Origin of the sequence: Arthrobacter sp. MAHUQ-56 (assembly GCF_019710585.1) — a bacterium.
Classification (GTDB): domain Bacteria; phylum Actinomycetota; class Actinomycetes; order Actinomycetales; family Micrococcaceae; genus Arthrobacter.
Map to the genome: position 1 here is coordinate 93,481 of NZ_JAIFZQ010000002.1, position 25,688 is coordinate 119,168.

Annotated in this window: 20 protein-coding genes; 10 read left to right on the forward strand and 10 right to left on the reverse strand. The window is 65.0% G+C overall.

Annotation, left to right across the window (positions count from 1 at the left end; translation table 11 throughout):
- Positions 1-18 precede the first annotated feature (18 nt).
- From K4G53_RS00530 to K4G53_RS00550, 5 genes are all read right to left on the reverse strand, one after another.
- Positions 19-1,083 carry a metallophosphoesterase gene (locus K4G53_RS00530; protein ID WP_221383543.1) on the reverse strand — a complete coding sequence of 355 codons (1,065 nt, stop codon included), beginning with the start codon at positions 1,081-1,083 and terminating at the stop codon, positions 19-21.
- A gap of 22 nt (positions 1,084-1,105) precedes the next feature.
- Positions 1,106-1,972 (reverse strand): phosphatidylinositol-specific phospholipase C/glycerophosphodiester phosphodiesterase family protein, encoded by an 867-nt coding sequence (locus K4G53_RS00535; protein WP_221383544.1) that lies wholly within the window; start codon positions 1,970-1,972, stop codon positions 1,106-1,108.
- 312 nt (positions 1,973-2,284) lie between these two features.
- Entirely contained in the window at positions 2,285-3,733 is a 1,449-nt protein-coding gene (locus tag K4G53_RS00540) for an HNH endonuclease signature motif containing protein (protein WP_221383545.1), read from the reverse strand.
- 347 nt (positions 3,734-4,080) lie between these two features.
- Positions 4,081-5,274, reverse strand: coding sequence for an acyl-CoA dehydrogenase family protein (locus K4G53_RS00545; RefSeq protein WP_221383546.1), 1,194 nt, complete (start codon positions 5,272-5,274; stop codon positions 4,081-4,083).
- A 150-nt stretch (positions 5,275-5,424) separates the two neighbouring features.
- The gene (locus K4G53_RS00550; RefSeq protein ID WP_221383547.1) at positions 5,425-6,321 is read right to left on the reverse strand and encodes a LysR substrate-binding domain-containing protein; all 897 of its coding nucleotides are present in this window, start codon (positions 6,319-6,321) and stop codon (positions 5,425-5,427) included.
- A gap of 174 nt (positions 6,322-6,495) precedes the next feature.
- On the opposite strand from K4G53_RS00550, the gene K4G53_RS00555 reads away from it, so the two are divergent.
- The 7 genes from K4G53_RS00555 to K4G53_RS00585 all read left to right on the forward strand — a co-directional run bounded on the left by K4G53_RS00555 (position 6,496) and on the right by K4G53_RS00585 (position 13,346).
- Positions 6,496-7,746, forward strand: a complete 1,251-nt coding sequence (locus tag K4G53_RS00555) for a CaiB/BaiF CoA-transferase family protein (protein ID WP_221383548.1) — start codon at positions 6,496-6,498, stop codon at positions 7,744-7,746.
- Positions 7,739-8,203 (forward strand): thioesterase family protein, encoded by a 465-nt coding sequence (locus K4G53_RS00560; protein ID WP_221383549.1) that lies wholly within the window; start codon positions 7,739-7,741, stop codon positions 8,201-8,203. Before K4G53_RS00555 ends, K4G53_RS00560 begins: the two co-directional genes overlap by 8 nt.
- Positions 8,200-9,396 carry an acyl-CoA dehydrogenase family protein gene (locus tag K4G53_RS00565; RefSeq protein WP_221383550.1) on the forward strand — a complete coding sequence of 399 codons (1,197 nt, stop codon included), beginning with the start codon at positions 8,200-8,202 and terminating at the stop codon, positions 9,394-9,396. The genes K4G53_RS00560 and K4G53_RS00565 overlap by 4 nt, the downstream gene beginning before the upstream one ends.
- Before the next feature lie 63 nt (positions 9,397-9,459).
- Positions 9,460-10,236, forward strand: a complete 777-nt coding sequence (fabG, locus tag K4G53_RS00570) for a 3-oxoacyl-ACP reductase FabG (RefSeq protein ID WP_221383551.1) — start codon at positions 9,460-9,462, stop codon at positions 10,234-10,236.
- Positions 10,236-11,429, forward strand: coding sequence for an acetyl-CoA C-acyltransferase (locus K4G53_RS00575; RefSeq protein ID WP_221383552.1), 1,194 nt, complete (start codon positions 10,236-10,238; stop codon positions 11,427-11,429). The genes fabG and K4G53_RS00575 overlap by 1 nt, the downstream gene beginning before the upstream one ends.
- Positions 11,430-11,882, forward strand: a complete 453-nt coding sequence (locus K4G53_RS00580; RefSeq protein WP_221383553.1) for a MaoC family dehydratase — start codon at positions 11,430-11,432, stop codon at positions 11,880-11,882. It abuts the gene before it with no gap.
- Positions 11,883-11,969: 87 nt separating this feature from the next.
- Positions 11,970-13,346: an MFS transporter gene (locus K4G53_RS00585; protein WP_221383554.1), complete on the forward strand. Its 1,377-nt coding sequence runs from the start codon at positions 11,970-11,972 to the stop codon at positions 13,344-13,346.
- Positions 13,347-13,459: 113 nt separating this feature from the next.
- Here K4G53_RS00585 and K4G53_RS00590 read toward each other — a convergent pair whose 3' ends face one another.
- The 5 genes from K4G53_RS00590 to hisD all read right to left on the reverse strand — a co-directional run bounded on the left by K4G53_RS00590 (position 13,460) and on the right by hisD (position 20,464).
- Entirely contained in the window at positions 13,460-15,481 is a 2,022-nt protein-coding gene (locus tag K4G53_RS00590) for an ABC transporter ATP-binding protein (protein ID WP_308287790.1), read from the reverse strand.
- Positions 15,478-17,211 (reverse strand): ABC transporter ATP-binding protein, encoded by a 1,734-nt coding sequence (locus K4G53_RS00595; RefSeq protein WP_221383555.1) that lies wholly within the window; start codon positions 17,209-17,211, stop codon positions 15,478-15,480. The genes K4G53_RS00590 and K4G53_RS00595 overlap by 4 nt, the downstream gene beginning before the upstream one ends.
- A 132-nt stretch (positions 17,212-17,343) precedes the next feature.
- Entirely contained in the window at positions 17,344-18,309 is a 966-nt protein-coding gene (locus K4G53_RS00600) for a 3-hydroxyacyl-CoA dehydrogenase family protein (protein WP_221383556.1), read from the reverse strand.
- A gap of 52 nt (positions 18,310-18,361) precedes the next feature.
- Positions 18,362-19,108, reverse strand: a complete 747-nt coding sequence (locus K4G53_RS00605; protein ID WP_221383557.1) for an SDR family NAD(P)-dependent oxidoreductase — start codon at positions 19,106-19,108, stop codon at positions 18,362-18,364.
- A gap of 9 nt (positions 19,109-19,117) precedes the next feature.
- Positions 19,118-20,464, reverse strand: coding sequence for a histidinol dehydrogenase (gene hisD / locus K4G53_RS00610; RefSeq protein ID WP_260322963.1), 1,347 nt, complete (start codon positions 20,462-20,464; stop codon positions 19,118-19,120).
- A gap of 205 nt (positions 20,465-20,669) precedes the next feature.
- Between hisD and K4G53_RS00615 the strand changes: the two genes are divergently transcribed.
- The 3 genes from K4G53_RS00615 (at position 20,670) to katG (ending at position 25,602) form a co-directional block, all read left to right on the forward strand.
- A complete protein-coding gene (locus tag K4G53_RS00615) occupies positions 20,670-22,022 on the forward strand; it encodes an MFS transporter (RefSeq protein WP_221383558.1) in 1,353 nt (450 codons plus the stop codon).
- Between the two features lie 127 nt (positions 22,023-22,149).
- On the forward strand, positions 22,150-23,139 hold the full coding sequence (locus K4G53_RS00620; RefSeq protein WP_221383559.1) for a LacI family DNA-binding transcriptional regulator: 990 nt from the start codon (positions 22,150-22,152) through the stop codon (positions 23,137-23,139).
- Between the two features lie 168 nt (positions 23,140-23,307).
- Positions 23,308-25,602, forward strand: coding sequence for a catalase/peroxidase HPI (katG, locus tag K4G53_RS00625; RefSeq protein ID WP_221383560.1), 2,295 nt, complete (start codon positions 23,308-23,310; stop codon positions 25,600-25,602).
- The last annotated feature ends 86 nt before the right edge of the window (positions 25,603-25,688 follow it).

A 25,688-nucleotide genomic window follows, 5' to 3' on the forward strand; every position in this document is an offset into this window, starting at 1 on the left:
CCCGCTTCCGTCTGGCGACTACTGGCTGAAGGCGACCTTTTCCCAGCTCAGGACGTCGGCGCCCTTGGCGCTGTTGGCCGCCACCGTGAAGCGGACGTAGTCCACGGCGTTGCTGGCGCCGTCCACCGTGATGCGCTGCAGGTTGTCCGCGGCGTCCGAGCCGTAGATGTCCAGCCAGGGCGAGCCCGCGGCAAGGGGCTGGTTCTCGGCGAAGACGTGGCTGTCGCCGTTGATCAGGTAGACGGGGGCGTCAAAGCTGTTGGTCTCCTCGACGATTGCCCGCACAATCGCGCGGAAGCCGGAGACAGCCGCGGGATCCGCGGTTGCTGCCTCGAGCAGCGAGGGATCGAACATGTCCGCCTGCTGCATGAGAACCACCGCGCGGTCGTTGCTGCGGCGGGCGTCCGCGAAGGTCTGGCGGATCTGGGCGATCACGGCGTCCGTTCGGTGCTCCACCTCGGCCAGCTGCTCCGGGGTGGCCGTGGTCTTGCCCAGGCCGGTCCACGGGAGGAGGGAGTTGTTGCTGCCTTGGATGTTCAGGACGGAGAAGGCAACGCGGTTCTGGGTGAAGCGGACATCCTCGGGGAGGCCCAGGTTTGCCTGGCTTTTGACGGGCATGGTGGCGCCAAGCGTCTTGCCGGGTTCGTTGAAGAAGACTTCCCGCAGCTTGTCCAGCCGCTCCAGCGGGTTGTAGGCGCCGTTGTTGGTGCGGTGGCAGTCCACCCACTCGTTGTCGCCGGGCGTGTAGACCAGCGGGTGCGAGAAGGTGTCGAACTGGTCGCGGATGTAGGAGAAGTACTCGTCGGAACAGACGGAGGAGCCGTTCTTGAAATCGCCCACGTGTGCTACAAACTTCAGGTCCTTGTCTGCGTTCAGGTCCTGAACGCGGGATGGGAACTTGGCGATCTCGGCGGCGCCGTAGGGGATGTCGCCGATGGCGGCGAACGTGAAGGCCTGGCTGCTGCCACTGCTGCTGTCGCGTGTGCCGTCTACGGCGGTTTCGGCGAAGGCGGGCTGGGACGCGAGGAGGCCCAACGCCAGGGTGAGCGCCGCCGTCGTACTTTTCACTGTCTTTGAAGGCATGGGGATGCTCTTTCCGGTGGGGTTAGGCGCCGCGGGCGGTGAGGAACTGCTGGAGGCCGGCGAGGTCGTCGGTGTTGATGTGGTCCACTCCGGCGTCGGCGAGTTCGGTCCACACCGCATCACGGGCGTCGCCGGGCTGGTCCGGGGTGGCCCAGAAGCGGACGCGGTAGCCGTTGGCGTGTGCGGTCTCGACGTATGCGTGCAGCTTGGCCCGCTCCAGCTCCGGCATGGGGCCGACGCCCTGCCAGGTGAAGAGCTTGGTCCAGTTGTTGCTGACCAGCGGCATCAGGCTGGCGGGCATCCCGGAGGTGAGGTCGCTGGCGCGTCCGTCGTAGAAGCTGAAGCGCTTGTCCTGCGCCTGCATGGTGGCCAGCGGGCGGTTGCCGCTGATGACGGCGGTGACGGGGCCGGTTTTGACGTTGCCGTTGGTATAGCGGCTCATGATGTCGTGGTGCTCCGCCAGTTCCTGTTCGATGGCGGCGTAGGTGGACTCGCCCTCGCTCTTGATGTCGATCAGGAGCTGCAGGCTGCCGTCCCACTGCGGGTAGACGCTGTGGCCGGGCTGGCTGCGGACCAGGTCCTCCAGCGGATCGAGGTAGAGGCTTTCCAGGGTGACGCCCTGCTTGGCGTCGGCGAGGTCGTGGGCCACGCGCAGTTCCCCGTCCACCAGCCACACATCCGCCTCGACGCTGGTGAAGCCGTGCTCCAGGGCGTCGAACAGCGGGCGGTCATGCTCGTAGTCGTTGTGGGCATGCGTCCCGGCAAGGGGCTGGCCGACGACGACGGGCGCCGGCGTGGGTGCCTCAGCCTGGGCTTGGGCGGGGACTGCTGCTGTCCCGGCCAAGGAGGCAAGAAGGGTGGCAACGGCGAGGGTGCTTTTTACGAACACGGAGTACTCCTGGTACCTCGGGGATTTCTTGCCCTGCCGTGGCGGCCGGGCGGAAGGGTGCGTGAAAAGACTGGTCGACCTGCAGAAACGGTTCGCGGCTTAGTGGTTGCTGGCTGGTAAACGAGAGGGAACAACCTCATGGGGCGCGAGTGAGTTCGGCCTGTTTACGGGTATGGCGGCTGGGGAGGGTCTACCGGCGCGCAGCGCAGCAGAACAGCGCAGCAGAACAACGGCGGACGCACGCCCAGGCTGCGTCCATGCCTCCCCTGAGCTGTAAGGCCTCCCCTGACATGAAATGGGGAAGCTGCATCCCTAACAGGCAATGAGGTAGTCCACGATCGCTGCTTCCAGAGGGCTGGTTTCTTCCGGCAGGCACCCCGGCGGCCAAAGTGTCGGTTCCCGGTCCAGCTGCTCGGCGTTGTACTTGCGGCCGGTGGGTGAGATCCAGGCGGGTGGCTCGTTTTTGGTGGCCGGCCCGGGCGTCCAGCCTGTTCGATGTTTGAGTCGATGGTGTTTGGGGCACAGCTGACCCAAGTTGCTGATCCCGGTGGATCCCCCGTGCTCCCAGGCGTTGAGATGGTCCGCTTCGTTGTCCTGGCTGTGGTTGCTGCAGCCGGGGAAAGTGCATTTTCCATCGCGCATCCGCAGCCACCGCTTCAACGATTCCGGGAGCCGGTAGCTGGTGCGGCCAATTTCCAGCGGCGCCCCGTCGCGGGGATCCACCAGAACCCGGTAGAACGAACCGGCACCGTCCGCGACAAGCTTGCGTGCCATCGACGCCGGGATCGGCCCGTAACCATCAAGCTCTGCGGGCTCCTCCGTGACGTCGAGGGCGGAAAAGACCGGGACCGTGACCAGCACATCCGCTTTGAGGGACGGCCCGGACCCGGCGGAGTGGCCGGCGTTCCCCAGCAGCCGCTCTGCCGCTACGTCCGCCTTGATCTGTGTCAGGGTCCGCGGCTCATCCGGGCTCTGCATCCCACGCGCCACGGCGGACGTCCTGTTCCAGATGGCACAGGCCTTATCCGCGGCCAGGTACAGCGAAACCCAAGCCATCCCGTTGCGGTCCGGCGAGTACTCCATCCGCCGGTCCTCAACCGACTTCGCGTGCCTGGCCTCAAGGGACTCCGGATGGTGGCGTTCCCGCCAGGCACGCACCTTCCGCCGGAAGCGGGCCGGCACCAACTCCCCCGGCGCGGCACCCCTGGCCGCGTTCGGCGCCTCCGGGTCCAGGAAGTGAGCCTCCAGCGCAGCGGCGCCGGCAATGCCCATCCCGGTGGTTTCATCGACGATGATCCGGGCGTGCTGCCAGGAAATCTTGCCGGCGTGCAGGGCATCCAGCGCCGCCGGCAAGGACGTGGTCAGCGCGTGCGCCTCCCCCAAAAGTGCGGACGCGGCACGTTCCCCGACGGTCAGAGCGCAGGCAACCTCCGCCACCAGGCTCATTTCGCGCGCTGACGACTCGTAGGCAGTTTTCGCCGGCGCCTCCAGCGCGTCCACTGCCTGTGCATAGTTCGCCAACAACCGGACTTTTGCTGCGGCAGTGACGGCTTCAATCCGGGCCACAACTGCCAGCCCGTCCAGGCATGAACCGGCAACAGCCCGCAACGGATCCGCATCAGCATTGCGGGCACCCCGCTCCGAGGCGTCCGGCGAACAGGCCAGGATGGCGGCAAGCTCGTCAGTCAGTCGGGCGAGGGATGTGACGGCAGCGGCCAACCCGGCCTTGCCTCCCGCTCCGACTACCGCTGTCGTCTCCATAACCAAACCCTGTCATGAGGGTCTGACATTGTGACTTCGGCTGCCCGCACTGGCCAATGCGGGCAGCCTTGGGCCCGCCATCCCCCCCGTGCAGTTTATTGGGCAGGCGAAGATCGATCCGGGCATTGGCGCGGTCATCAGGCTGCAGCCTGCGGCGCGGCCGGCCTTCAACATCAGCCCAGCCTGACCATGCTGCTGAAGGCCCCGCTGCTCAGGGCCAGCTACTGAAGAAGATCGGCTGGAACATCATGCCGGCGGACACCCAGGCAGAAAATCCAATCAGCCAGCGCTTCGGCTTTGAGCGCCAGACCGGCAGGACCGCCGCCGCATACCCGCGCGGAATGACATCACTCCTGGCGGAAGGCTGAAATGCCCGTGACCCGCTGGCCCAGGATCAGTGTATGGACCTCGTCCGTACCCTCATACGTTCGCACCGATTCAAGGTTGTTTGCATGCCGCAACGGCGAGTAGTCCAAGGTGATTCCGTTTCCCCCAAGGATGGTGCGCGCCTCACGGCAGATGGCAATGGCCTCCCGGACGTTGTTCAGCTTTCCTACGGAGATCTGCACCGGCTCAAGTGTCCCGGCGTCCTTCAGACGCCCTGTATGGAGCGCCAGCAGCGTTCCCTTATGGATTTCCAGCAGCATGTTCACCAGCTTTTCTTGTGTGAGCTGGTAACCGGCGAGGGGCTTGCCGAACTGGAGCCGGTCCTGGGCATAGGCGAGAGCGGTTTCGTACGAGTCCCTCGCGGCGCCCATGGCACCCCAGATGATTCCGTAGCGGGCTTCATTAAGGCACGAGAACGGGCCGCTGAGCCCGCGGGCGCCGGGCAGGAGTGCAGAGGACGGCAGCCGCACCTCATCCAGGGCGATGTCACATTGGATTGAGGCGCGCATGGACAGCTTGGAGTCGATGGGCGTCGCGGTGAAGCCGGGGGTGTCCGTCGGGACGATGAACCCGCGGATACCCTCAGCGGTGTTGGCCCAGATGACCGCAATCTGGGCCACGGAGGCAAGCCCGATCCAGCGCTTTGCCCCGTTGATGACCCAACCGCCGTCTCCGTCGGGTGCCGCAAATGTCGCCATGCTGGAAGGATCGGAGCCGGCTGTCGGCTCGGTAAGTCCGAAGCAGCCGATCTTCTCGCCCCGCGCCATCGCGGGCAGGTGCTCGTTCCGCTGCTCCTCGGACCCCCACTTGTGGATGGCACTCATGGCCAGGGAACCCTGGACGCTGACGAAGGTCCGAAGCCCAGAGTCGCCGGCTTCCAACTCCATGGCGGCGAGGCCGTACTCGACGGCGCTGCGGCCTGGGCACCCGTAACCCTTCAGGTGCATCCCGAGGACCCCCAACTTCCCAAGCTCGGGAACAAGCTCGAGCGGGAAGCGGGCGTCCTCGTACCAGCCGGCAATGTTGGGCCGGATTCGTTCATCCACAAAGTTACGGACAGTGCTGCGCAATTCCAGTTCCGCGGGGGTCAGGAGGCTGTCGAGGTTGAGCACGTCGTCGAAGACCAGGGCGGGTGCGGGTGCGGTTACGGTCACAGTGGTTCTCCTGGCAGGTCAAGGGGGCTGGCGTCGGAACGGGCGTGATATGCACCACCCGGTGACCTGAACCACTGTGCCAGTCCGATTGCCCTCCGATCCAATACCTAATAATGGTTCCGCTTATGCCCCATAAGCATCAATCAACGGTCAGTCCGGCGACGGAAGGACCTCTTCCGAGAGCCGAAGGACCTCGCGCAGCGCCGGGCTGGTGTTGTCCTTCCGCCAGACCAGCCGCAGTTGGATGGCGTCAGCCGGGTCTTCAAGGGGAAGGAACACGACACCCGGGTGGCTGAAGTTTTCCGGCACGGAGGAAACTGTCAGGGCGACACCAATCTCGGCTGCCACCAGCGCCATAAGCGTCTGGGAATCCGGCGCCACCTGGGCGATCTCCACGACGTATCCCGCGGCACTGGAGAGCCTCCGAAGGTGGTCATGGAGGATGGCGCCCGGGTGCTCCGGCAACGTGACGAAAGGCTGCCCCGCGAGGTCTGCCATGCGAAGCGAAGCTTGACCGCTGAGAGGGTGGCTTTCATACAGAGCTACGACAAGGCGCTCGTTGGCCACGATCCTCGAGTCGAGGACAGCAGGTATGAAATTCCAGCGGCCCAGGCCGATTTCCATGGCCCCGCCCATGACCTTGTCCATGGCCGGAAGGGCGAAGTTGGAGCTGGACAGCTCGAAGTCGATTCCGGGGTGTACTTCCCGGACCCGCTTGGCGAGCCTGCCAACCATCACATGCGAGGAAACCCCGGCAAAGGCGACCCGCACGCGCCCGGTTTCGCCGCGGCCCACTGAGGCAACCGCGAGGCGGCCGCGGCGGCACCCTTCCAGAATCTCGCGTGCTGGGCCGATAAGCGCCTCACCGGCGGCCGTCAACTGCACCGTCCGGGTGCTGCGAATGAACAGCGGCGCCTTCAGCTCATGCTCAAGCCGCTGGATGGACCGGCTCAGCGGCGGCTGAGCCATGTGGAGCCGACGCGCGGCCCTGCCGAAATGCAGTTCCTCGGCTACGGCGAGAAAGGCCCGGATCTGGTGTATCTCCACTCCCGCTCAGCTCCTGCCGGGGTAAACGTCGTTGTTCATAAGCCCAACATACAGAAGGGAGACCCAGCTGACATTGATGGCGTTGAGGTATCAGTCCGGCACCCAATGTGTATTGGACGCGAATCAGTCCGCTTGGGAGGGTAGGTGATGCAGACCACAAAGCGGAGGAAGCAGATGACACAACCGATCAACGAACCGGTTTCCAGCGGACATAGTCGTCCCGCTGGCGGTGACGACAATCCTGCAGGTGACGTCCTGGGCCGGGCCAGTGCGGGTCCCCTCGCCGGCGTTGTGGTGGCAGATTTCAGCAGGGTGCTGGCCGGCCCGTACGCCACCATGCTCCTGGCCGACATGGGAGCCACAGTGATCAAGGTCGAGGGACCTGAGGGTGACGACACCCGCACGTATATGCCCCCTGTACGGGACGGCGAGGCCACGTTCTTCCTCGCGGTTAACCGCAACAAGCATTCCATTGCCCTGGACCTGAAAGACCCGGAGGACCTCAACGTTGCGCGTTCGCTGATCGCCAGCGCTGATGTCATGATCGAGAATTTCAAGCCCGGCAATATGGCGCGGCTGGGCTTGGATTACGCGTCCGCGGCCGAACTGAACCCGGACATTATCTATGCTTCCATCACTGGGTTCGGTACCGGAGCGGGCGCACATATTCCGGGGTATGACCTGTTGGTACAGGCCGCTTCGGGGATGATGAGCCTTACCGGGGACCAGGACACCCAACCGTACCGGGCAGGCATCGCGCTGTTCGATGTCATCACAGGCCTGCACGCTGCCATCGGCATCCTGGGGGCACTACACCACAAGGACCGGACCGGCGAGGGTCAGCTGGTGGAACTGAACCTGCTGACCTCGGCCCTGTCCGGCATGGTGAACCAGTCTGCAGCCTACGTAACGGGCGGTGTAGTACCGACCAGGATGGGGAACGAACACCCCAGCATGTATCCATACGCTCCGATGCAGACCGAGGACGGCACCATCATCATCGCGACGGGAAATGATGCCCAGTTCGTCCGGCTGTGCGAGGCGCTGGGGATTCCCGCAGTCGCCCGTGATCCAAAGTTCGTCACAACGCTGCAGCGCAACGCCAACCGTAACGAGCTGCGCGGCATCCTTCACGCCCAGCTGGCTAGCCAGTCAGCCGACGAATGGTTCCGTGAGCTCTCCTCGGCAGGGCTGCCCTGCGCTCCGATCCAGGATGTCCGCGGCGGTGTGGAGCTCGCTGAACAGCTGGGGCTGAACCCGGTAGTGATGGCTGGCGACGGGCCCCGGAAGATACCCACGGTCCGCCATCCTGTCGAATATTCCCTTACGCCGGTGGACTATTCGCTCGCACCCCCGGGATTGAACGAAAGCTCCCGCTTGGTGCGGGACTGGCTACTCCATCGGAAAGCCTTGGTCGATGCCTGAAACCTACCGGACCCGAGTCTGCCCACGCTGGTCCGACCAGGACCTCAACGGGCACGTCAACCACGCCGCCGTCGTCACGCTCCTGGAGGAGTCAAGAATCAAATGGCGGTCTTCGATGCCGGGCATACGCCGAGCCGAGGCGACCCCCACGGTGGTAGCCAGCCTCGAAGTGAACTATCGGCGGCCAGTCCACCACGGCGCAGACCTGGAGGTTGAACTCGCTGTGACCAGGATCGGCACGAGTTCGTTCAGCCTGGAATTCAGGGGCAGCCAATACGGGGAGGTCGCCGTCGACGGCCGTACCGTGCTGGTTTCGGTCCAGCCGGACACTGGCAAGTCCCGGCCCCTGGCGGAACACGAGCGTCACTGGCTCACCCTTTTCCAGCCTTCACATGGAACTACAGACCCGCAGGGCAAACAGGTCCCCGATCACACACCACTGGAGCTCACTCAATGACACCCGAAACGGCCGCGAACGGCACCGATTTTTACCTCATGGACGATTTCCTCAGCGCTGAGGACCGGGCGCTCCGGCTCAAAGTCCGCGCCTTCGTCGACAAAGACCTGCTGCCGGTCATCAACGGCTATTGGGAACGTGCCGAGTTCCCCTTCGAACTTGTACCCAAACTTGCCGGGCTCGGCATCGTCGGAACAACCATTCAGGGCTACGGATGCCCTGGGCTAAGCCGGCTTGCCGCGGGGATTGTCGCCGCCGAGGTGTCCCGCGGCGACGGTTCCGTCAACACCTTCCTCGGCGTCCAGTCCGGACTGGCGATGGGAACCATCAACATGCTCGGCAGCGAGGAGCAAAAGCAGCGCTGGCTCCCTTCCATGGCCGCCCTTGGCAAGATCGGCGCCTTCGCCCTGACCGAACCCGAGCACGGGTCTGATTCGGTGGCGCTTGAAACCAGCGCCCGGCGGGACGGGGACAGCTACATCATCAACGGGCGGAAGCGCTGGATCGGCAACGCCAGCATGGCCGACGTCGTCATCATCTTTGCCCGCGACGAAGCGGATGCCAAGGTCAAGGCGTTCGTGATGGAGCGTAACGAGGACGGCAGCTTTCCAGAGGGGTATTCCACGGAAGTCATCACCGGCAAGATTGGCAAGCGGGCGATCCTCCAACCGGACATCACCCTCGAGAACCTTCGGGTCCCTGCATCCAACCGACTCACGGAATGCCATTCGTTCAAGGACGTCACCAGGGTCCTCACTTCCACACGCAGCGGCGCGTCCTGGGAGTCCTACGGCCACGCAATGGCCGCATACGAGATCGCAGTGGACTACGCGAAGACCCGCCAGCAGTTCGGTAAACCAATCGGCAGTTTCCAGCTGGTGCAGAACAAGCTGGCCAACATGCTTGCAGAACTGACAGCCATGCAGCTGATCTGCTTTCGCCTTGCCGTGCTGGCCGAGGACGGGCGTATGACTGGGCCCATGGCCTCCATGGCCAAGATGCACACGGCCCGGAAAGCCCGCTGGATCTGTTCAGAGGCACGGGACATGCTCGGCGGCAACGGCATGCTGCTGGAGAACCACGTGGCGAGGCACATGACCGACATGGAGGTCGTCTCCACCTATGAGGGCACGGACTCGATCCAATCCCTTCTCGTTGGCCGCGAGATCACCGGCCTCTCCGCCTTCAGCTAGCTCCCGGGCGGGCCCGACGCGGGCTTGCCAAAGCACGCTCCAAACACCAGCAAAGGAAATCTCATGAGCAATTTCACCAACCGGGTGGCAGTAGTCACTGGAGGGGCGCAGGGGATCGGCGCAGCCACCGCGCTGAAACTGGCCAGTGGGGGCGCCACTGTCGCCGTCCTGGACCTCAACGAGGACCGCGCCAAGGACACTGCACAGCGTATCTCGGACCACAAGGACGTCGTGGCGGCGGGCGGAAAGGCCGTTGCCGCCCGCTGCGACGTCACGGATGAGGCAGCCGTAGACCGGGTATTCGATGACATCCACCGGGAGTTCGGCCGGCTGGACATCCTGGTCAACAACGCCGGGATCACCCGCGACAACATGTTCTTCAAGATGGAGCGGCAGGATTGGGATTCGGTCCTGGCCACGAACCTCACCAGCGCCTACCTCTGCACGCGGGCTGCACAGCGCTACATGGTTCCGGCCAAGTACGGCAAGATCGTCTCGCTCAGCAGCCGCAGCGCGCTGGGCAACCGTGGCCAGGCCAACTATGCGGCTGCAAAGGCCGGCATCCAGGGCCTGACCGCGACGCTCGCCATCGAACTTGGTCCGTTCAACATCACGGTCAATGCGGTGGCGCCGGGATACATCGCCACCTCAATGACTGCCGCAACGGCAGAGCGGGTGGGGGCCAGCCCGGCCGAGCACCAGCAGGCGGTGGCGGAGCGAACCCCACTGGGACGTGTAGGCCAGCCGGAGGAAGTGGCAGGGGCCGTGGCTTTCTTCGCCGGTGACGACTCCTCTTACGTCTCCGGCCAGACCCTTTACATTAACGGCGGGGCCCGCTGATGCCCGAGGCATTCCTCGTCGGGGGCGTCCGCACCCCGGTGGGCCGTCACGGCGGCGTGCTCGCAACGGTCCGTCCCGACGACATGGCCGCGCTTGTGCTTCAAGCCGCAGTGGACAGGGCCGGCGTCGATCCTGCCACCGTTGACGAGGTCATCTTTGGCTGTGTTAACCAGGCCGGTGAGGACAACCGTAACGTTGCCCGGATGGCCGCACTGCTGGCCGGGTTCCCGCACGCCGTACCGGCCGTGACCGTCAACAGGCTCTGTGCCTCCGGGCTAACCGCCATCAGCATGGCGGCGCAGTCGGTGCGCAACGGTGACGCCGACCTTGTGGTGGCCGGCGGCGTAGAGTCCATGACCCGCGCGCCGTGGGTGATGGCAAAGCCGGAGAAGCCCTACTCCAAACCGGGTGAACTCGCGGACACCTCAATCGGTGCACGTTTTGTTAACCCGCGGATGGAGTCGGGGGCACTGTTTTCCATGCCCGAAACGGCAGAAGAGGTAGCGAAGCGGGAGGGGATTTCCCGTGCCGAGGCGGACAGCTTTGCACTTCGCTCGCACAACCTGGCGGTGGCGGCGATCGACGCCGGCCGTTTCAGCGACGAGATAGTCCCGGTTCCGGTCACGGGCCGGCGGGGCGAAGTCTCGCTGGTGGACACCGATGAGGGACCCAGGCGTGGGTCAACCGCTGATGCCCTGGCCGCCCTCCGGCCGATCGTGGCGCCCCGCGGAGTGGTCACCGCTGGCAACTCCAGTTCCCTCAACGACGGCGCATCAGCTGTATTGGTGGCCAGTGGCGAGGCCGTGGAGCGCTACGGGCTCACGCCCCGGGCCCGCATCGTGACCAGCCAAGCGGCCGGTGTCGCTCCGGACGTAATGGGCATCGGCCCGGTGCCTGCGACGCAAAAGGCCTTGGCCAAGGCGCGCTGGGACCTGGCCGAGGTGGGCGCCGTCGAACTCAACGAGGCGTTCGCAGCGCAGGCACTGGCCTGCATGCGGCTGCTCGGAATGGATGCGGGAATTGTCAACAACGACGGCGGTGCGATCGCCCTGGGCCATCCCCTGGGCTCCTCCGGATCACGGATCGTCGTCACGCTGCTGGGCCGGATGGAACGCGAAGACGCCAGCCGCGGCCTGGCCACCATGTGCGTGGGCCTGGGCCAGGGCGTCGCCATGCTGCTGGAGAGGGTTTAGATGAGACTGTTCAAGGACGCCGCCGAGTTGGCCAGTATGGCTGGCCAGGAAATCGGGGTGAGTGGATGGCATACCCTGGACCAATCCCAGATCCAGGCTTTCGCCGACGCCACCCTGGACCAACAGTGGATACACACGGACCCGGAGCGGGCAGCAGGCGGCCCCTTCGGGGCCACTGTAGCCCACGGCTACCTCAGCTTGTCGCTGCTGCCATACCTGGCCGGCCAGGTCTACCGGGTCGACGGGGCCGCGATGATCATCAACTACGGTCTGAACAAGGTAAGGTTCCCGGCGCCGGCCAGGGTCAACTCACGCATCAGGGACCGGCTGACGCTGGCCTCGGTGAGCGAGACAGCCAATGGGCGGCAGCTGCAGTTCAATCACCTGATCGAACTGGAAGGCTCGCAAAAGCCTGCCTGCATAGCGGAGACTGTCTCCCTGCTCCCGAACTGAACTGCCCTTGAAGACCTTGCACCACCATCCGAACAACGACGTTTGCCTCCGGGCCTGCCGACAGGCTCTACACAAGGGAGAAACCCCATGGTCACAGAAAACCCGAACCTGAAGTATGCCGCCGCCGACCCCCAGGGCCTGGCATCGGAGCTGCAGGTAACGCCGGCTGAACTGCGCCGCACCTCCATTTCGTCGTTCCTTGGTTCCGCCTTGGAATACATGGACTTTACGCTCTACACCCTGGCGGCAGCGCTGGTCTTCGGGCCGCTCTTCTTCCCCAACACGGACCCGGCGATGGCATTGATGGCGAGCTTTGCCGCGTTCGGTTCCGGGTTTCTCGTCCGGCCCCTGGGCGGAATCTACTTCGGCTACCTTGGGGACAAGTATGGGCGGAAATCCGTCCTAGTCATCACCGTGGGGATGATGGGTATCGCCACCTTGGGAATGGGTCTGTTGCCCACATTTGCCCAGATCGGGGTCGCGGCCCCAATCCTCCTGGTGCTCCTGCGGCTTATCCAGGGCTTCGGCGCGGGCGCGGAGCTATCCGGGGCCTCGCTGCTGCTGGTGGAATCCGCTCCTTCCGGTAAGCGCGGCTTTTACGGCGCCGTGGTGGCACTGGGAACGGCGACCGGCGTGCTCCTGGCCAGCGGACTGTGGCTGCTGCTCTCGCAGATGCCCAAGGACGAGTTCCTTGCCTGGGGATGGCGTATTCCCTTCCTGCTCAGCGTCGGTACCACCCTAGTGGCGCTCTACCTTCGTCGCAGCGTGAGCGAATCACCGGTCTTCGAGGCGGTCAAGGCGCGGCGTGCCGCGGCACGTCTGGAAGCCAGGCAGCAAAGCATCTGGCGTGACGCCGCGGACGCCAAAAAGGCCTTCCTCGTCTCCCTGGGTATCAAACTCGGCGAAAACGGTTCGGTCTACCTCGTCAAGGGCTTCCTGATCGGCTGGACGGTATCGGTGGTGAAAATGGACGCAAACCTCGTCACCACCGGTGTAACACTCGGCTCCGTCCTGGGCGTGGCCACAGTCCTGCTGACCGGGAAGCTCACTGACCGATTCGGCCGCCGCAGGGTCTGGCTCTGGCTCTCCGGGTTCCAGTTCGCCTTTACGATTCCCGCGATGCTGATGATCGAAACGCGTAACCCTGTGCTGGTGGCCCTGGTCTTCGTCATCTTCGTTGGCGGTCCACTGCCGAATCTGTATGGCGTGGAGTCAACCTGGCTGGTGGAAATGTTCGGGTCCAAACGCCGCTTTTCCTTCATGACCACGGTCAAGGAAATCGGCGCGGTCCTGTCCGGCGGTCTCGGCCCCATCATCGCAGCCAGCGTCGTTGCTGCGACCGGGCCGGGGTGGATTCCGGTAGCCGGAATCCTCATGGCCTACGCTGCGATCGGTATTGTGGCAGGGTTCTTTGCGCCGGAAACCAGGGGCCGGGACCTCAATGCGGAGGCCGACGCGTTCTAAGCCGCGCCCAGGAGCCGGCCGATGTGAAGCCGACCTCGTTCCCGTGTTACAGGCGGACGATGACGGGACCTCCCGCCGTCGTCCGCCTGTAAAGCGTCCATTCGCGTCAGGCCTCAAACCTCCGCCACAGGAGCCGCGAACTGGGCCTCGTACAGCCGGGCGTAGGCCCCGCCGGCAGCCAGCAGTGACGCGTGCGTCCCCTGCTCCACGATCTGCCCGTTCTCCATCACCAGGATGAGGTCGGCGTCGCGGATCGTGGACAGGCGGTGCGCGATCACAAATGAAGTCCGGTCGCTCCTCAAAGCACTCATGGCCTTTTGCACCAGCACCTCGGTCCGGGTATCCACCGAGGACGTTGCCTCGTCCAGGATCAGCACCGACGGCTGCGCCAGGAACGCCCTGGCAATCGTCAGCAGCTGCTTCTCACCCGCGGACACGTTGGACCCTTCATCGTCCAGCACGGTGTCGTACCCCTCGGGCAAGGATTTCACGAACCGGTCCACATACGTAGCCCGCGCGGCCTCCAGAACCTCCGAAGAAGTAGCAGTAGGCCGTCCGTAAGCGATGTTGTCGCGGATGGTCCCGCCGAACAGCCACGTATCCTGCAGCACCATGCCCATCCGCGAGCGCAGGTCGTGCCGGGTCATGGTGGTGATGTCCACCCCGTCCAGCGTGATCCGCCCGCCATCCAGCTCGTAGAACCGCATCATCAGGTTCACCAGCGTCGTCTTGCCCGCCCCGGTTGGCCCCACGATCGCCACCGTCTGCCCCGGCTCCGCAACGAGAGACAACCCAGTAATCAGCGGCTTGTCCGGCGAATACGAGAACGACACGTCCTCAAACACCAACCGCCCCCGCGCACGCCCGTCCGGACTCTGCAAAACAGGAGGATCCGCAGACTGCTCCTCCGTATCCAGCAACTCGAACACCCGCTCGGCGGACGCAACGCCGGACTGCAGCAGGTTAGCCATCGACCCCAGCTGCGCCAGCGGCTGCGTGAACTGCCGCGAGTACTGGATGAACGCCTGCACATCGCCCAGCTGCATCGCCCCGGATGCCACCTGCAGGCCGCCCACCACCGCAATCCCCACGTACACCAGGTTCCCGATGAACGTCATGGCCGGCATGATCAGCCCGGAAATGAACTGCGCCCCGAAGCTCGCCTCATACAGCTCGGCGTTCTTCTGCCGGAACCGGTCCCCCACCTCCCGCTGCCGGCCGAACACCTTCACCAGCGCATGCCCGGTGTAGGTCTCCTCGATCTGCCCGTTCAACTCGCCGGTGTTCTTCCACTGCTGCACGAACAGCTTCTGCGAGCGCTTGGCGATCAGGGCGGTGATCCCCAGCGTCAGCGGGATGGTCACCAGCGCGATCAGCGCCAGCGTGGGCGACAGGATGAACATCATCACCAGCACGCCCAGCACTGTCAGCACCGACGTCACGGCCTGCGAAATGGACTGCTGCAGGCTCTGCGAGATGTTGTCCACGTCGTTGGTCACCCGGCTGAGCAGCTCGCCGCGCTGGATCGTGTCGAAGTACCGCAGCGGAAGCCGGTTGATCTTGGCCTCAATCTGCTCGCGCAACCCGAACACCGTCCGCTGGACTACGCCGTTCAGCACATACGCCGTCCCCCACATGAACGCCGAGCCCAGCACATACAGCACCAGCGCCCACGTCAGCACGCCGGCGAGGGCAGCGAAGTCGATCCCCTGCCCCGGCGTCAGCGTCATGGCGCTGAGCATGTCCGCCTTCTGGTTCTCCCCCGACGCCCGCAGCATCGCAATCAGCTGCGCCTGCGACATCCCCGGCGGCAGCTGCTTGGACACCACCCCGGCGAAAATCAGGTTGGTGCCCTCGCCCAGCAGCCGCGGCCCGATCACCTGCAGCACCACGCCCGCGACGGCCATCAGCAGCACCAGCACCAGCCAGAACCGTTCCGGCCGCAGCGTGCCCAGCAGCCGCTTGGCGGACGCGCCGAAGTTCATCGCCTTCTCCGCCGGGACGTTCATCCCGGCAAACGGTCCGCCATGCCCGGGGCCGCCGCGCGGCCTGGGAATGCGTACGACGTCGGCCTGGCCGCTTCCGAAGGCAGGCGCACCTTTGGTGCCGCGCGCCTGAGTGGGTCCGTGACTCATACCGTCTCCTCCGCCGCCAGCTGGGACGACACAATCTCGCGGTACGTCTCCGATGTCTCCAGCAACTCATGGTGCGTTCCGTGCGCAACGATCCTGCCGTCGTCAAGCACCAAGATCTGGTCCGCATCCACGATGCTGGACACGCGCTGGGCGATGACCACCATCGTGGCCCCCGCGATGTTGCGCTTGAGGGCCTGCCGCAGCCGGGCATCGGTGCCGGTGTCCAGCGAGGAGAAGGAGTCGTCAAAAATGTAGAGCTCGGGCCTCTTCACCAGTGCCCGGGCGATGGCCAGCCGCTGCCGCTGGCCGCCGGAAACGTTCGTGCCGCCCTGCGAGATGGGCGCGTCCAGCCCCTCCTCCATCCGCTCCACGAAGTCCCGCGCCTGGGCGATCTCGAGTGCGGTCCACAGCTCGTCCTCCGTAGCGTCCGGGTTGCCGTACAGCAGGTTGCTGCGCACGGTGCCGGAGAAGAGGTAGGGCCGCTGCGGCACCAGGCCGATGTGCCCCCAGAGCAGGTCCGGGTCCAGGTCCCGGACGTCCACGCCATCCATCAGGACCGCCCCGGAGGTGACGTCGAAGAGCCGCGGCATCAGGTTCACCAGGGTGGTCTTGCCCGACCCCGTGCTGCCGATGATCGCCGTCGTCTCCCCCGCGCGGGCGGTGAAGCTGATCCCGGCCAGGACCGGATGCTCGGCACCCGGGTAGGCGAATCCGACGTCGCGCATTTCCAGCTCGCCGCGCCGCACCGCGCTGCTGACCGGGTTAGCCGGCGGCACCACGCTGGAGCTGGTGCCCAGCACCTCGCCGATGCGGTCCGCGGACACCGATGCGCGCGGGATCATCACCGCCATGAACGTGGCCATCATGACGGACATCAGGATCTGCATCAGGTAGCTCAGGAACGCGATCAAGGTGCCCACCTGCATGGACCCGTCCTCGATCCGGAACGCGCCGAACCAGATCACGGCCACGCTGGAGACGTTCAGGATCAGCATGACCGTGGGGAACATCAGCGCTATCAGCCGGCCGGCGCGGAGGGCAACGTCCGTGACGTCTGTGTTGGCCCCGGCGAACCGCTCCGTCTCCATGTCCTCGCGCACGAACGCCCGCACCACCCGGATGCCGGTGAGCTGCTCGCGCAGGACGCGGTTCACGGTATCGATCCGGGCCTGCATTTTGCGGAACAGCGGCACCATCCGCGTAACAATCAGGCCGACGGCGATCAGCAGCACCGGGACGCACACGGCAATGAGCCACGAGAGCTGGGCGTCCTGCCGGATGGCCATGATCACCCCGCCGATGCTGAGCATGGGTGCGGCCACCATCAGCGTGGCGGACATCAGCACCAGCTGCTGGACCTGCTGGACGTCGTTGGTGGAACGGGTGATCAGGCTGGGCGCGCCGAACCTGGTGACTTCCTGCTCCGAGAACCCGCCCACCCGTTCGAAGATGGCGCCGCGCAGGTCCCGGCCCAGGCCCATCGCGGCCTTCGCCCCGAAGTACACGGCAATCACCGCGCAGGCGATCTGGGCCAGCGTGATCAGCAGCATGACACTGCCGGTGGACAGGATGTAGCCGGTGTCGCCCCGGGCCACACCCTGGTCGATGATGTCCGCGTTCAGGGTGGGCAGGTACAGCGACGCGATGGACTGCGCCAATTGGAAAATGACGACGGCGACCAGCAGCGCGCGGTGCGGCCGCAGGTATTCGACAAGCAGCTTCCAGAGCATGGGCGGCTCCAACGTGACGGGGTGTCCACAAAACCTGTGCGAAGGTCAGTGTACGTCCGTGAGCTGGGGATTGACCGGGGCATTTCACCGGAAAACTGCCGGTTCGCTGGCGGCGTACGAGGGCAGGTGCAGCTACAGCCCCGGCGCGTCTCCCAGCTCCGCACGGAGCTGGGACAAGCGAGCGTAGGCGTCGTCGCGGTAAGCGAGGAGGGCTGCCTTTTCTGCGGGGTCGATGTCGAGGAAGCCGTGGCCGCTCTTCAGCCCGATATTGCCTTCGTTGACAGTGGCAACGAGGGCCTCCGGGGCGGCGAACCGTTCACCGTACGCCTTCTCCAGGGTGCGGTATGCGGACTCGTACACGTCCAGTCCTGCCATGTCGCCGATGGCGAAGGGGCCGAACAACGCCAGTCGGAATCCGAACGTATTGCTGACCACGGCATCGATCTGGTCTGGTTTCGCAACGCCTTCTTCAACGATCCGGGCCGCCTCCTTGTACAGCGCGAATTGAAGCCTGTTCGCGACGAACCCCGGTGTGTCCGCCACCCTGGCCGGCGCCTTGCCCAGGCTGCGGATGAGCTCTTCGGCGCGGTCGAGGACAGCCGGGTCGGTGTCCTGGCCGGGAATGAGTTCAACTCCGGGGATGAACGGCGCGGGATTCATCCAGTGGACGCCCAGGAACCGCGCCGGATGCGTCACTGACACCGCGAGGTCACCGATGGGGATGGCGGACGTGTTCGTTCCGATGATCGCGTGGGGCGGTGCGGCGGCCGAGACCCTGCGAAGGATCATGGCTTTAAGGTCCGGCTTTTCCGGGACTGCCTCAGCGATGTAGTCCGCCGCCGCTACTGCCTCCTCGATGCTCGCGGCCGCGACGAGGTTCCCCTCGATGATGTTCGAGGCCCCCTCAGGCAGGAGCCCGTTGGCCTCAAAGTCCCGCGCCTGCTGCACAAGCCGGACGCGGGCACCTTCTGCCGTTTCGCCGTCGACATCGCCCAGCATGACGTGGTAGCCGTGCAGGGCCAGCACCTGGGCCATTCCGCCGCCCATATAGCCGCACCCCACGACGGCGGTGGTTGAAATGGTGTCTCTGGTGGTCATGAACGTACTCCTCGGAAGTATTTGCTGGGCAGCGGAACGCAGAAGGGGCCTATCAGCGGATGGTGTAGCCGCCGTCGATGGCCAGGGTGTGTCCTGTGATCAGTGAAGCGCCATCGCTCAGGAGAAACGCCACAGCCCCTGCGATGTCCTCCGGTTCCCCGAAGCGGCCGATGGGGATCCTGGACAGGAGTTCGGCTGCCCAGTCGGGGCGGCTGAGGGTTGAAGCGGTCAGTTCCGTGCGCACGAAGGTGGGTGCGACGGCGTTGACGCGGATTCCGGCTTGGGCCCACTCCAGGGCAAGGATCTTGGTGAGGTGGATCAGGCCGGCCTTGCTGGTGCCGTAGGCAGCCCGTTCCTCGATTCCGACGATTCCCGCCTGCGACGCAACGTTGACGATCGCCCCCCGGGTTCCGTTTTCTATCCAGTGGCGGGCCAGCGCGGTGGTCAGGAAGAAGCTGCCTTTGAGGTTGGTATCAAAGACCGTGTCCCAGTCGTCCGTTGTGAGTTCGAGCGCGGGCTTGGGCACGTTGACGCCGGCGTTGTTGACGAGCAGGTCGATGCCACCGCTTTCCTGCATGAGGTCGTCGGCGAATTCGACGATTTGCGCGGGTTCCCTGACGTCAACGGGAAAGGCGGGAGTCCCGTAGCGTTCACTGATGAGGCGTGCGCTTTCAGCGTCACGGCTGGTTCCGTAGACAGTCGCGCCGGACTCGGCAAGGCCATCGGCGATGGCCTTGCCGAGCCCGCGGGCTGCTCCGGTGACCAGTGCTTTCTTGCCGTCCAGGCGGAAATCGGGCACCGGTTCTTCCTAGTTGCCGAAGGCGTGGTCCGACCAGGGCAGGGTGGTGCCGCGGTACTTCGCCGCACGGACGTCGCCGGACCGTGCATGTCCTTCGAACCGTTCCACGCGGGCGGCACGTCCGCAGAGTTCGCCGAAGAAGGCGCTCGATTCGGTGTTGGTCACTTCCTGGTAGGTGACGGTGCGCAGGTACTTACCGACCCAGAGGCCGCCGGTGTAGCGTGCGGCGCCGCGGGTAGGCAGCACGTGGTTGGTGCCGATGACCTTGTCGCCGTAGGAGACGCAGGTTCCCTCGCCGAGGAACAGCGCACCGTAGTCGTGCATCTTCTCCAGTGCTTCGCGGGGGTTCTCGGTAAGGATCTGTACGTGTTCGTAGGCGTACTCGTCCGCCAGGACGTAGGCGTCGTCCAGGGTTTCAACAACGTGGACGGCACCCCAGTCGCGCCATGCCGCACCGGCGTAGTCGCGCGTGGGCATGTCCACGAGGATCGTATCGATGTGCTCAATGACCTTCCGGCCCAGCTCTTCACTGGTGGTGATCAGGACTGCGGGCGAATCGGGCCCGTGTTCGGCCTGGGAGAGAAGGTCGACGGCGACGATGAACGGGTCTGCGTGCTCATCGGCAACAACCAGGACTTCAGTGGGGCCGGCGAAAAGGTCGATGCCGACTTCGCCGAAGAGCTGGCGCTTGGCTTCCGCGACGAAGGCGTTGCCGGGCCCGGCCAGCATGTTGACCGGCTTGATGGTCTCGGTGCCGATGGCGAGGGCCGCCACGGCCTGGATGCCGCCGAGCAGGTAGATCTCATCAGCGCCGGCAAGATACATGGCGGCGACCGTAGCGTCGGGGACCTCGCCCTGGATCAGCGGGGTGCAGGCGGCCACGCGTTCAACGCCGGCCACCTTGGCAGTAATGATGGTCATGTGTGCGCTGGCCAGCAGCGGGTACTTTCCGCCGGGAATGTAGGCGCCGGCAGCCTGAACGGGAACGTTCCTCTGGCCAAGGAATACGCCCGGAAGGGTTTCAATTTCGAAGTCGGTCAGTGACTCACGCTGCTTCTGCGCCATGACCCGGACCTGCTCCTGGACAAACTTGATGTCCTCGATGGTCTGTTCGGGAACGCGGGCCAGGATTTCCTCCAGCTGCTCCTTGGTGAGCAGGAATGACTCGGGTGCGTACTTGTCGAACTTCTCCGAGTATTCGCGGACTGCCGCGTCGCCACGTTCACGGATGTCCGCGATGACGCCTTCAACGGTGGCGCGCACCTCGGGCGTGCTGCCCCGGTTCACGCTGTTCTGGGCCGGCTCTTTCAACATCACGGAGTTAACGGCCGAGCTGGTTGCTGTTGTGACGGTCATGAGCAATACCTTCCATCTTCATCGATGGGCGACTTATGGAGCGCCCCGGACCAGGCCAGCAGGCCTGCATGGGAAATGAGTGTATACGTATGCATCGGTCACGGCAAGACGTTGTCTTGTTGTCATGTTTACGTATACACTCCATGGCACGAGGTAGCTGATGTGGCTGCCGTCACTGTCCGGTCGAAGACAAAGGAGTCTCATAATGAGCACCCCCACGACAACCGCAGCGCCACCCGCTATTGATCCGAAGATGCGCCGCAAGGCCCTGGTCTCATCAGTCCTGGGCAGCTGCATCGAGTGGTACGACTTTTACGTTTACGGCGTCGCAGCCGCCATCATCCTGAACAGCCAGTTCTTCCCGAACGCGAGCCCCTTCGTGGGCATCCTGCTGTCCTTCAGCACCTACGCCATCGGCTTCGCTGCCCGCCCCATCGGTGGCTTCATCTTTGCCCACTTCGGTGACCGCCTGGGCCGGAAGAAAATGCTCATGATGACGCTGGGCCTGATGGGCGGCGGCACCTTCCTTATCGGCTGCCTGCCCAACTTCGCCACCATCGGCATGGCCGCCCCGATCCTGCTGGTGCTCCTGCGCATCGTCCAGGGCATCGGCGTCGGCGGTGAATGGGGCGGAGCAGCCCTTATGGCAACCGAGTTCGCCCCTGCCAAGCGCCGAGGCTTCTTTGGCTCCTGGCCGCAGATCGGCGTACCGGCAGGAACACTGCTGGCCAACGGCGCCTTCTACGTCATGGGCTTCCTGATCTCGCCGGAGGCTTTCATTTCGTGGGGCTGGCGCATCCCGTTCCTCGTATCGATCCTGCTGGTAGTGCTCTCCTTCTACATCCGCAGCAAGGTGGACGAATCCCCGGCGTTCGAGGAAATCAAGCGCAAGGGTGAGATCGAGAAAATGCCCGTGGTCAAGGTCATCAAGACCCGGCCGCTGACCATCCTCAAGGTCATCATGATGCGCTTCGCCGAAAACGCGAACTACTACATCTACACAACCTTCCTCCTCGCCTACGGTCCCGCTGTCCTGCTGGAGAAGAACACCATCCTGCTGGCAACCATGATCATGGCCGGCCTGGGAGTCTTCTCCATCCCGTTCTGGGGCTGGGTATCAGACCGCTGGGGCCGCCGCTACACCGTCATCGCCGGTGCCGCCACGATGCTCCTGATGGCGTTCCCCTTCTTCTGGGCCGTCCAGACCGGTGACTTCTTCATGGTCCTGCTCGTCCTGGTCCTGACCTGCAACGTTGGACGCGACCTCTGCTACTCCGTTGAACCGGCCTACTTCACCGAACTCTTCGAACCCAAGCTCCGTTACTCCGGGGCATCGGTCGGCCCACAGGTGGCTGCCGTCTTCGCCGGTGGCTTCGCCCCACTGATCGCCACCGCGCTGATCGGTCCGGAGTTTGACCGCTACTGGCTCGTCGCCCTCTACATGGTGGTCACGTCGGTCATCACCATCGTTGGTGCTCTCTGGTCGCCGGAAACCGCTCCCCAGGTTCGGCTCCGCAAGGGACTCAGCGCAGAACACGATCCCACAACATCCCGCTAACGAACCGGTTCCGCCGGCGCCCTCTGCACCCGGCCTTGAGTCGGATGCAGAGGGTGCCGGCAGACGTGATTGGCTAGTCTGAAAGCCCGCACGAATGCCGCCAAACAAGAAAAGAGGACGGAAACAGATGGTGACGAGCCGCGACGTCGCAGAACTGGCTGGAGTCTCCCAGGCGACAGTCTCCCGGGTCATGTCCTCGTCCCCCAAGCTGTCCGCTGCCACCAGGGCCCGGGTGCAGGCCGCCATGGAGACCCTGGGCTATGTGCCCCATGCCGGGGCCCAGGCCATGAAAACCAGGCGCACGAACACCATCGGAGTCGTGGTGGCAGACCTTAATAACCCTTTCTACTCGGAGGCCCTGGACGAACTCACCCGGGAACTCGATACCTCCGGTTTCCGCGTAGTCATCTGGAACGCCGGGGGCGGCAGCCACAAGGACGCGCTGAAGGCCATCAGGGAACACGCGGTGGACGGCGTTATCTTTACAACGGCAACCGAGGACTCAATCGAGTTGCAGACAGCGATTGAAAAGAACAGCCCCATCGTCCTGATCAACCGGGTGGTGGAAGGGCTTGACTGCGACCAGGTCACCAGCAGCAATGCCGACGGCGGCGCGGCAGTCGCCGACTATCTGCTGGCCCACGCCAAAACACGGGTGGCCTTCATCGGCGGCCCGGAAAGCGCCAGCACCACGCGGGACCGTGGGCGGGGATTCCTGGACAGAATGGCCGACCAGGGACAGCCAGTGCCCGAACACCTCCGCTTCAACGGCCAGTTTTCCCATGACATCGCGGCACAGATCATGAACAGGCTGCTCACGCGGTCCGACCGTCCACAGGCTGTCTTCTGCGCCAATGACCTGATGGCTTTCGGCGCCCTGGACGCCCTGCGCGCCCATCAGATATCGGCGGAGCAGTGCTGGGTCATCGGTTACGACGACGTCGACATGGCGGCCTGGGATTCCTTCAGCCTCACCACCGTCCGCCAGCCAAGCCGTGAGATGGCGCGAATAGGAGCCCGCATGATGGTTGAACGGATCATCACCCCCGGGCAACCTGCGCGCCAAGTAGTTTTCCCCTGCGAACTGATTGTCCGCGGAAGCGCACGCCAGCTCTGAGGCAGCGGGGTGGCCACCATGCGCGGGCCCTCCTCCAGTCACGCCACGGCGGTGGTTCGCTGGCGGCGTAGGCGTGACTTGCGCTGTCACCGGTGCATGTTCAAATAGGAGGGTTGACCGGCTGCCCGAGTCCAACCGCGGCCTCGGCCCAACGGAAGGAAGAAGCACATGACCGATAGCCAAGACCACCCCCCGGTTCCCACGCCCGCAAGCGCACAGGGAGTAGACCAAAAGGCTGAGGGAGGGTGCCCGGTGGCCCATGGCGGTGCCACCGCCCACGGCAGCGAAAGCGAAAACCCGGCCATCGATTCACCGCAGCCCAAAGGACACCGGCCGCGGACCAACCAGGACTGGTGGCCCAACCAGCTGGACCTCTCCGTGCTCCACGTGCACGGCCAGGAAAGCAACCCCCTGGGCCCCGGCTTCAGCTACCGCGAGGAATTCCAGAAGCTCGACGTCGAGGCCCTCAAGCAGGACATCACCCAGGTCCTCACCACGTCCCAGGAATGGTGGCCGGCGGACTTCGGCCACTACGGCGGCCTGATGATCCGCCTGAGCTGGCACGCCGCCGGCACTTACCGCGTCCATGACGGCCGCGGCGGCGCAGGGGACGGCAGCCAGCGGTTCGCACCACTGAACAGCTGGCCGGACAACGCGAACCTGGACAAGGCCCGGCGCCTGCTGTGGCCGGTAAAGCAGAAGTACGGCCAGAAGGTCTCCTGGGCCGACCTTCTGGTCCTTGCGGGCAACGTTGCCCTCGAGTCCATGGGATTCAAGACATTCGGGTTCGCCTTCGGCCGCGAGGACGTGTGGGAGCCGGAACAGATCTTCTGGGGTCCCGAGGACGCCTGGCTTGGCGACGAGCGCTACGTTTCCGAGGGCAAGATGGCGGACGACGTCGGCGCCACCGAGATGGGCCTCATCTACGTCAACCCCGAAGGCCCCATGGGCAACCCGGACCCGGTGGCCGCTGCTGCGTTCATCCGCGAGACCTTCAAGCGGATGGCGATGAACGACGAAGAGACCTTCGCGCTGATTGCCGGCGGCCACACGTTCGGCAAGACCCACGGCGCTGCTCCCGCCGACGGGCACGTAGGTCCCGAGCCGGAAGCTGCGAATCTTGAGGCGCAGGGCCTGGGCTGGCTCAGCACCTATGGCAGCGGCAAGGGCGGCGACACCATCACCTCCGGTCTCGAGGTCACCTGGACGGACAAGCCCACGCAGTGGAGCAACCGCTTCCTCGAGATCCTGTTCGAATACGAGTGGGAACTGGTCAAGAGCCCCGGCGGCGCCAACCAGTGGGTGGCCAAGGACGCGCCCGAGATCATCCCGGACGCCCACGACCCCAACAAGAAGCACCGCCCCACGATGCTGACCACCGACCTGTCGCTGCGCTTCGACCCCACCTACGAGAAGATCGGCCGCCGCTTCCGGGAGAACCCGGACGAGTTTGCCCTGGCCTTCGCCAAGGCCTGGTACAAGCTGCTGCACCGCGACATGGGACCTGTGGGCCCGCACATGCTCGGCCCCTGGGTGCCCGAGGCGCAGCTGTGGCAGGACCCCGTCCCGGCCGTCGACCACGAACTGATCGACGAACAGGACATCGCCTCGCTGAAGGCAAAACTGCTGGACTCCGGCCTGACCATCCCGCAGCTCGCCGGCACAGCCTGGGCCTCGGCCGCCACCTACCGCAAAACCGACAAGCGCGGCGGCGCCAACGGTGCCCGGATCCGGCTGGAACCGCAGCGCAGCTGGGAGGCCCACGAGCCCGAGCAGCTCTCCAACGCGCTGCAGGTGCTTGAGCGGGTACAGGAGGAGTTCAACTCCGCGCAGGCGAACGGCAAGAAGGTCTCGCTCGCGGACCTGATCGTCCTCGGCGGCGCCGCCGCCGTGGAGAAGGCAGCGGCCGACGCCGGGTTCCCCGTCACCGTGCCGTTCCGTCCGGGCCGGACGGACGCCGCGCAGGAGCAGACCGACGTCGAATCCTTCCAGTACCTGCAGCCGCGCGCTGACGGGTTCCGCAACTACCTGCGCGCCGGGGAGAAGCTGCAGCCCGAAACCCTGTTGCTGGACAAGGCGTACATGCTGGACCTGTCGGCGCCGGAAATGACGGCACTGGTGGGCGGCATGCGCGCCCTTGGCACCAACGTGGGCGGCTCCAGCCACGGCGTCCTGACGGACAAGCCGCAGGTCCTGACGAACGACTTCTTCGTCAACCTGCTCTCGCCGGGCACCAAGTGGAAGGCCTCCGAGTCCGAGGAGAACGTCTACGAGATCACCGACGTCTCCACCGGTGAACTGAAGTGGACCGCAACCCCCGTGGACCTGGTCTTCGGCTCCAACTCGCAGCTGCGGGCCCTGGCCGAGGTCTACGCGAGCGAGGACGCCAGGGAGAAGTTCGTCAACGACTTCGTGGCTGCCTGGGCCAAGGTCATGGAGCTGGACCGCTTCGACCTGAACTGATCGGCAAGGTGATACCGGGCCGGCCGCACTCCTCCAGCCGGCCCGGTATTGCCGCACCGCGGAACCAAAGTCTTCACATACGATCT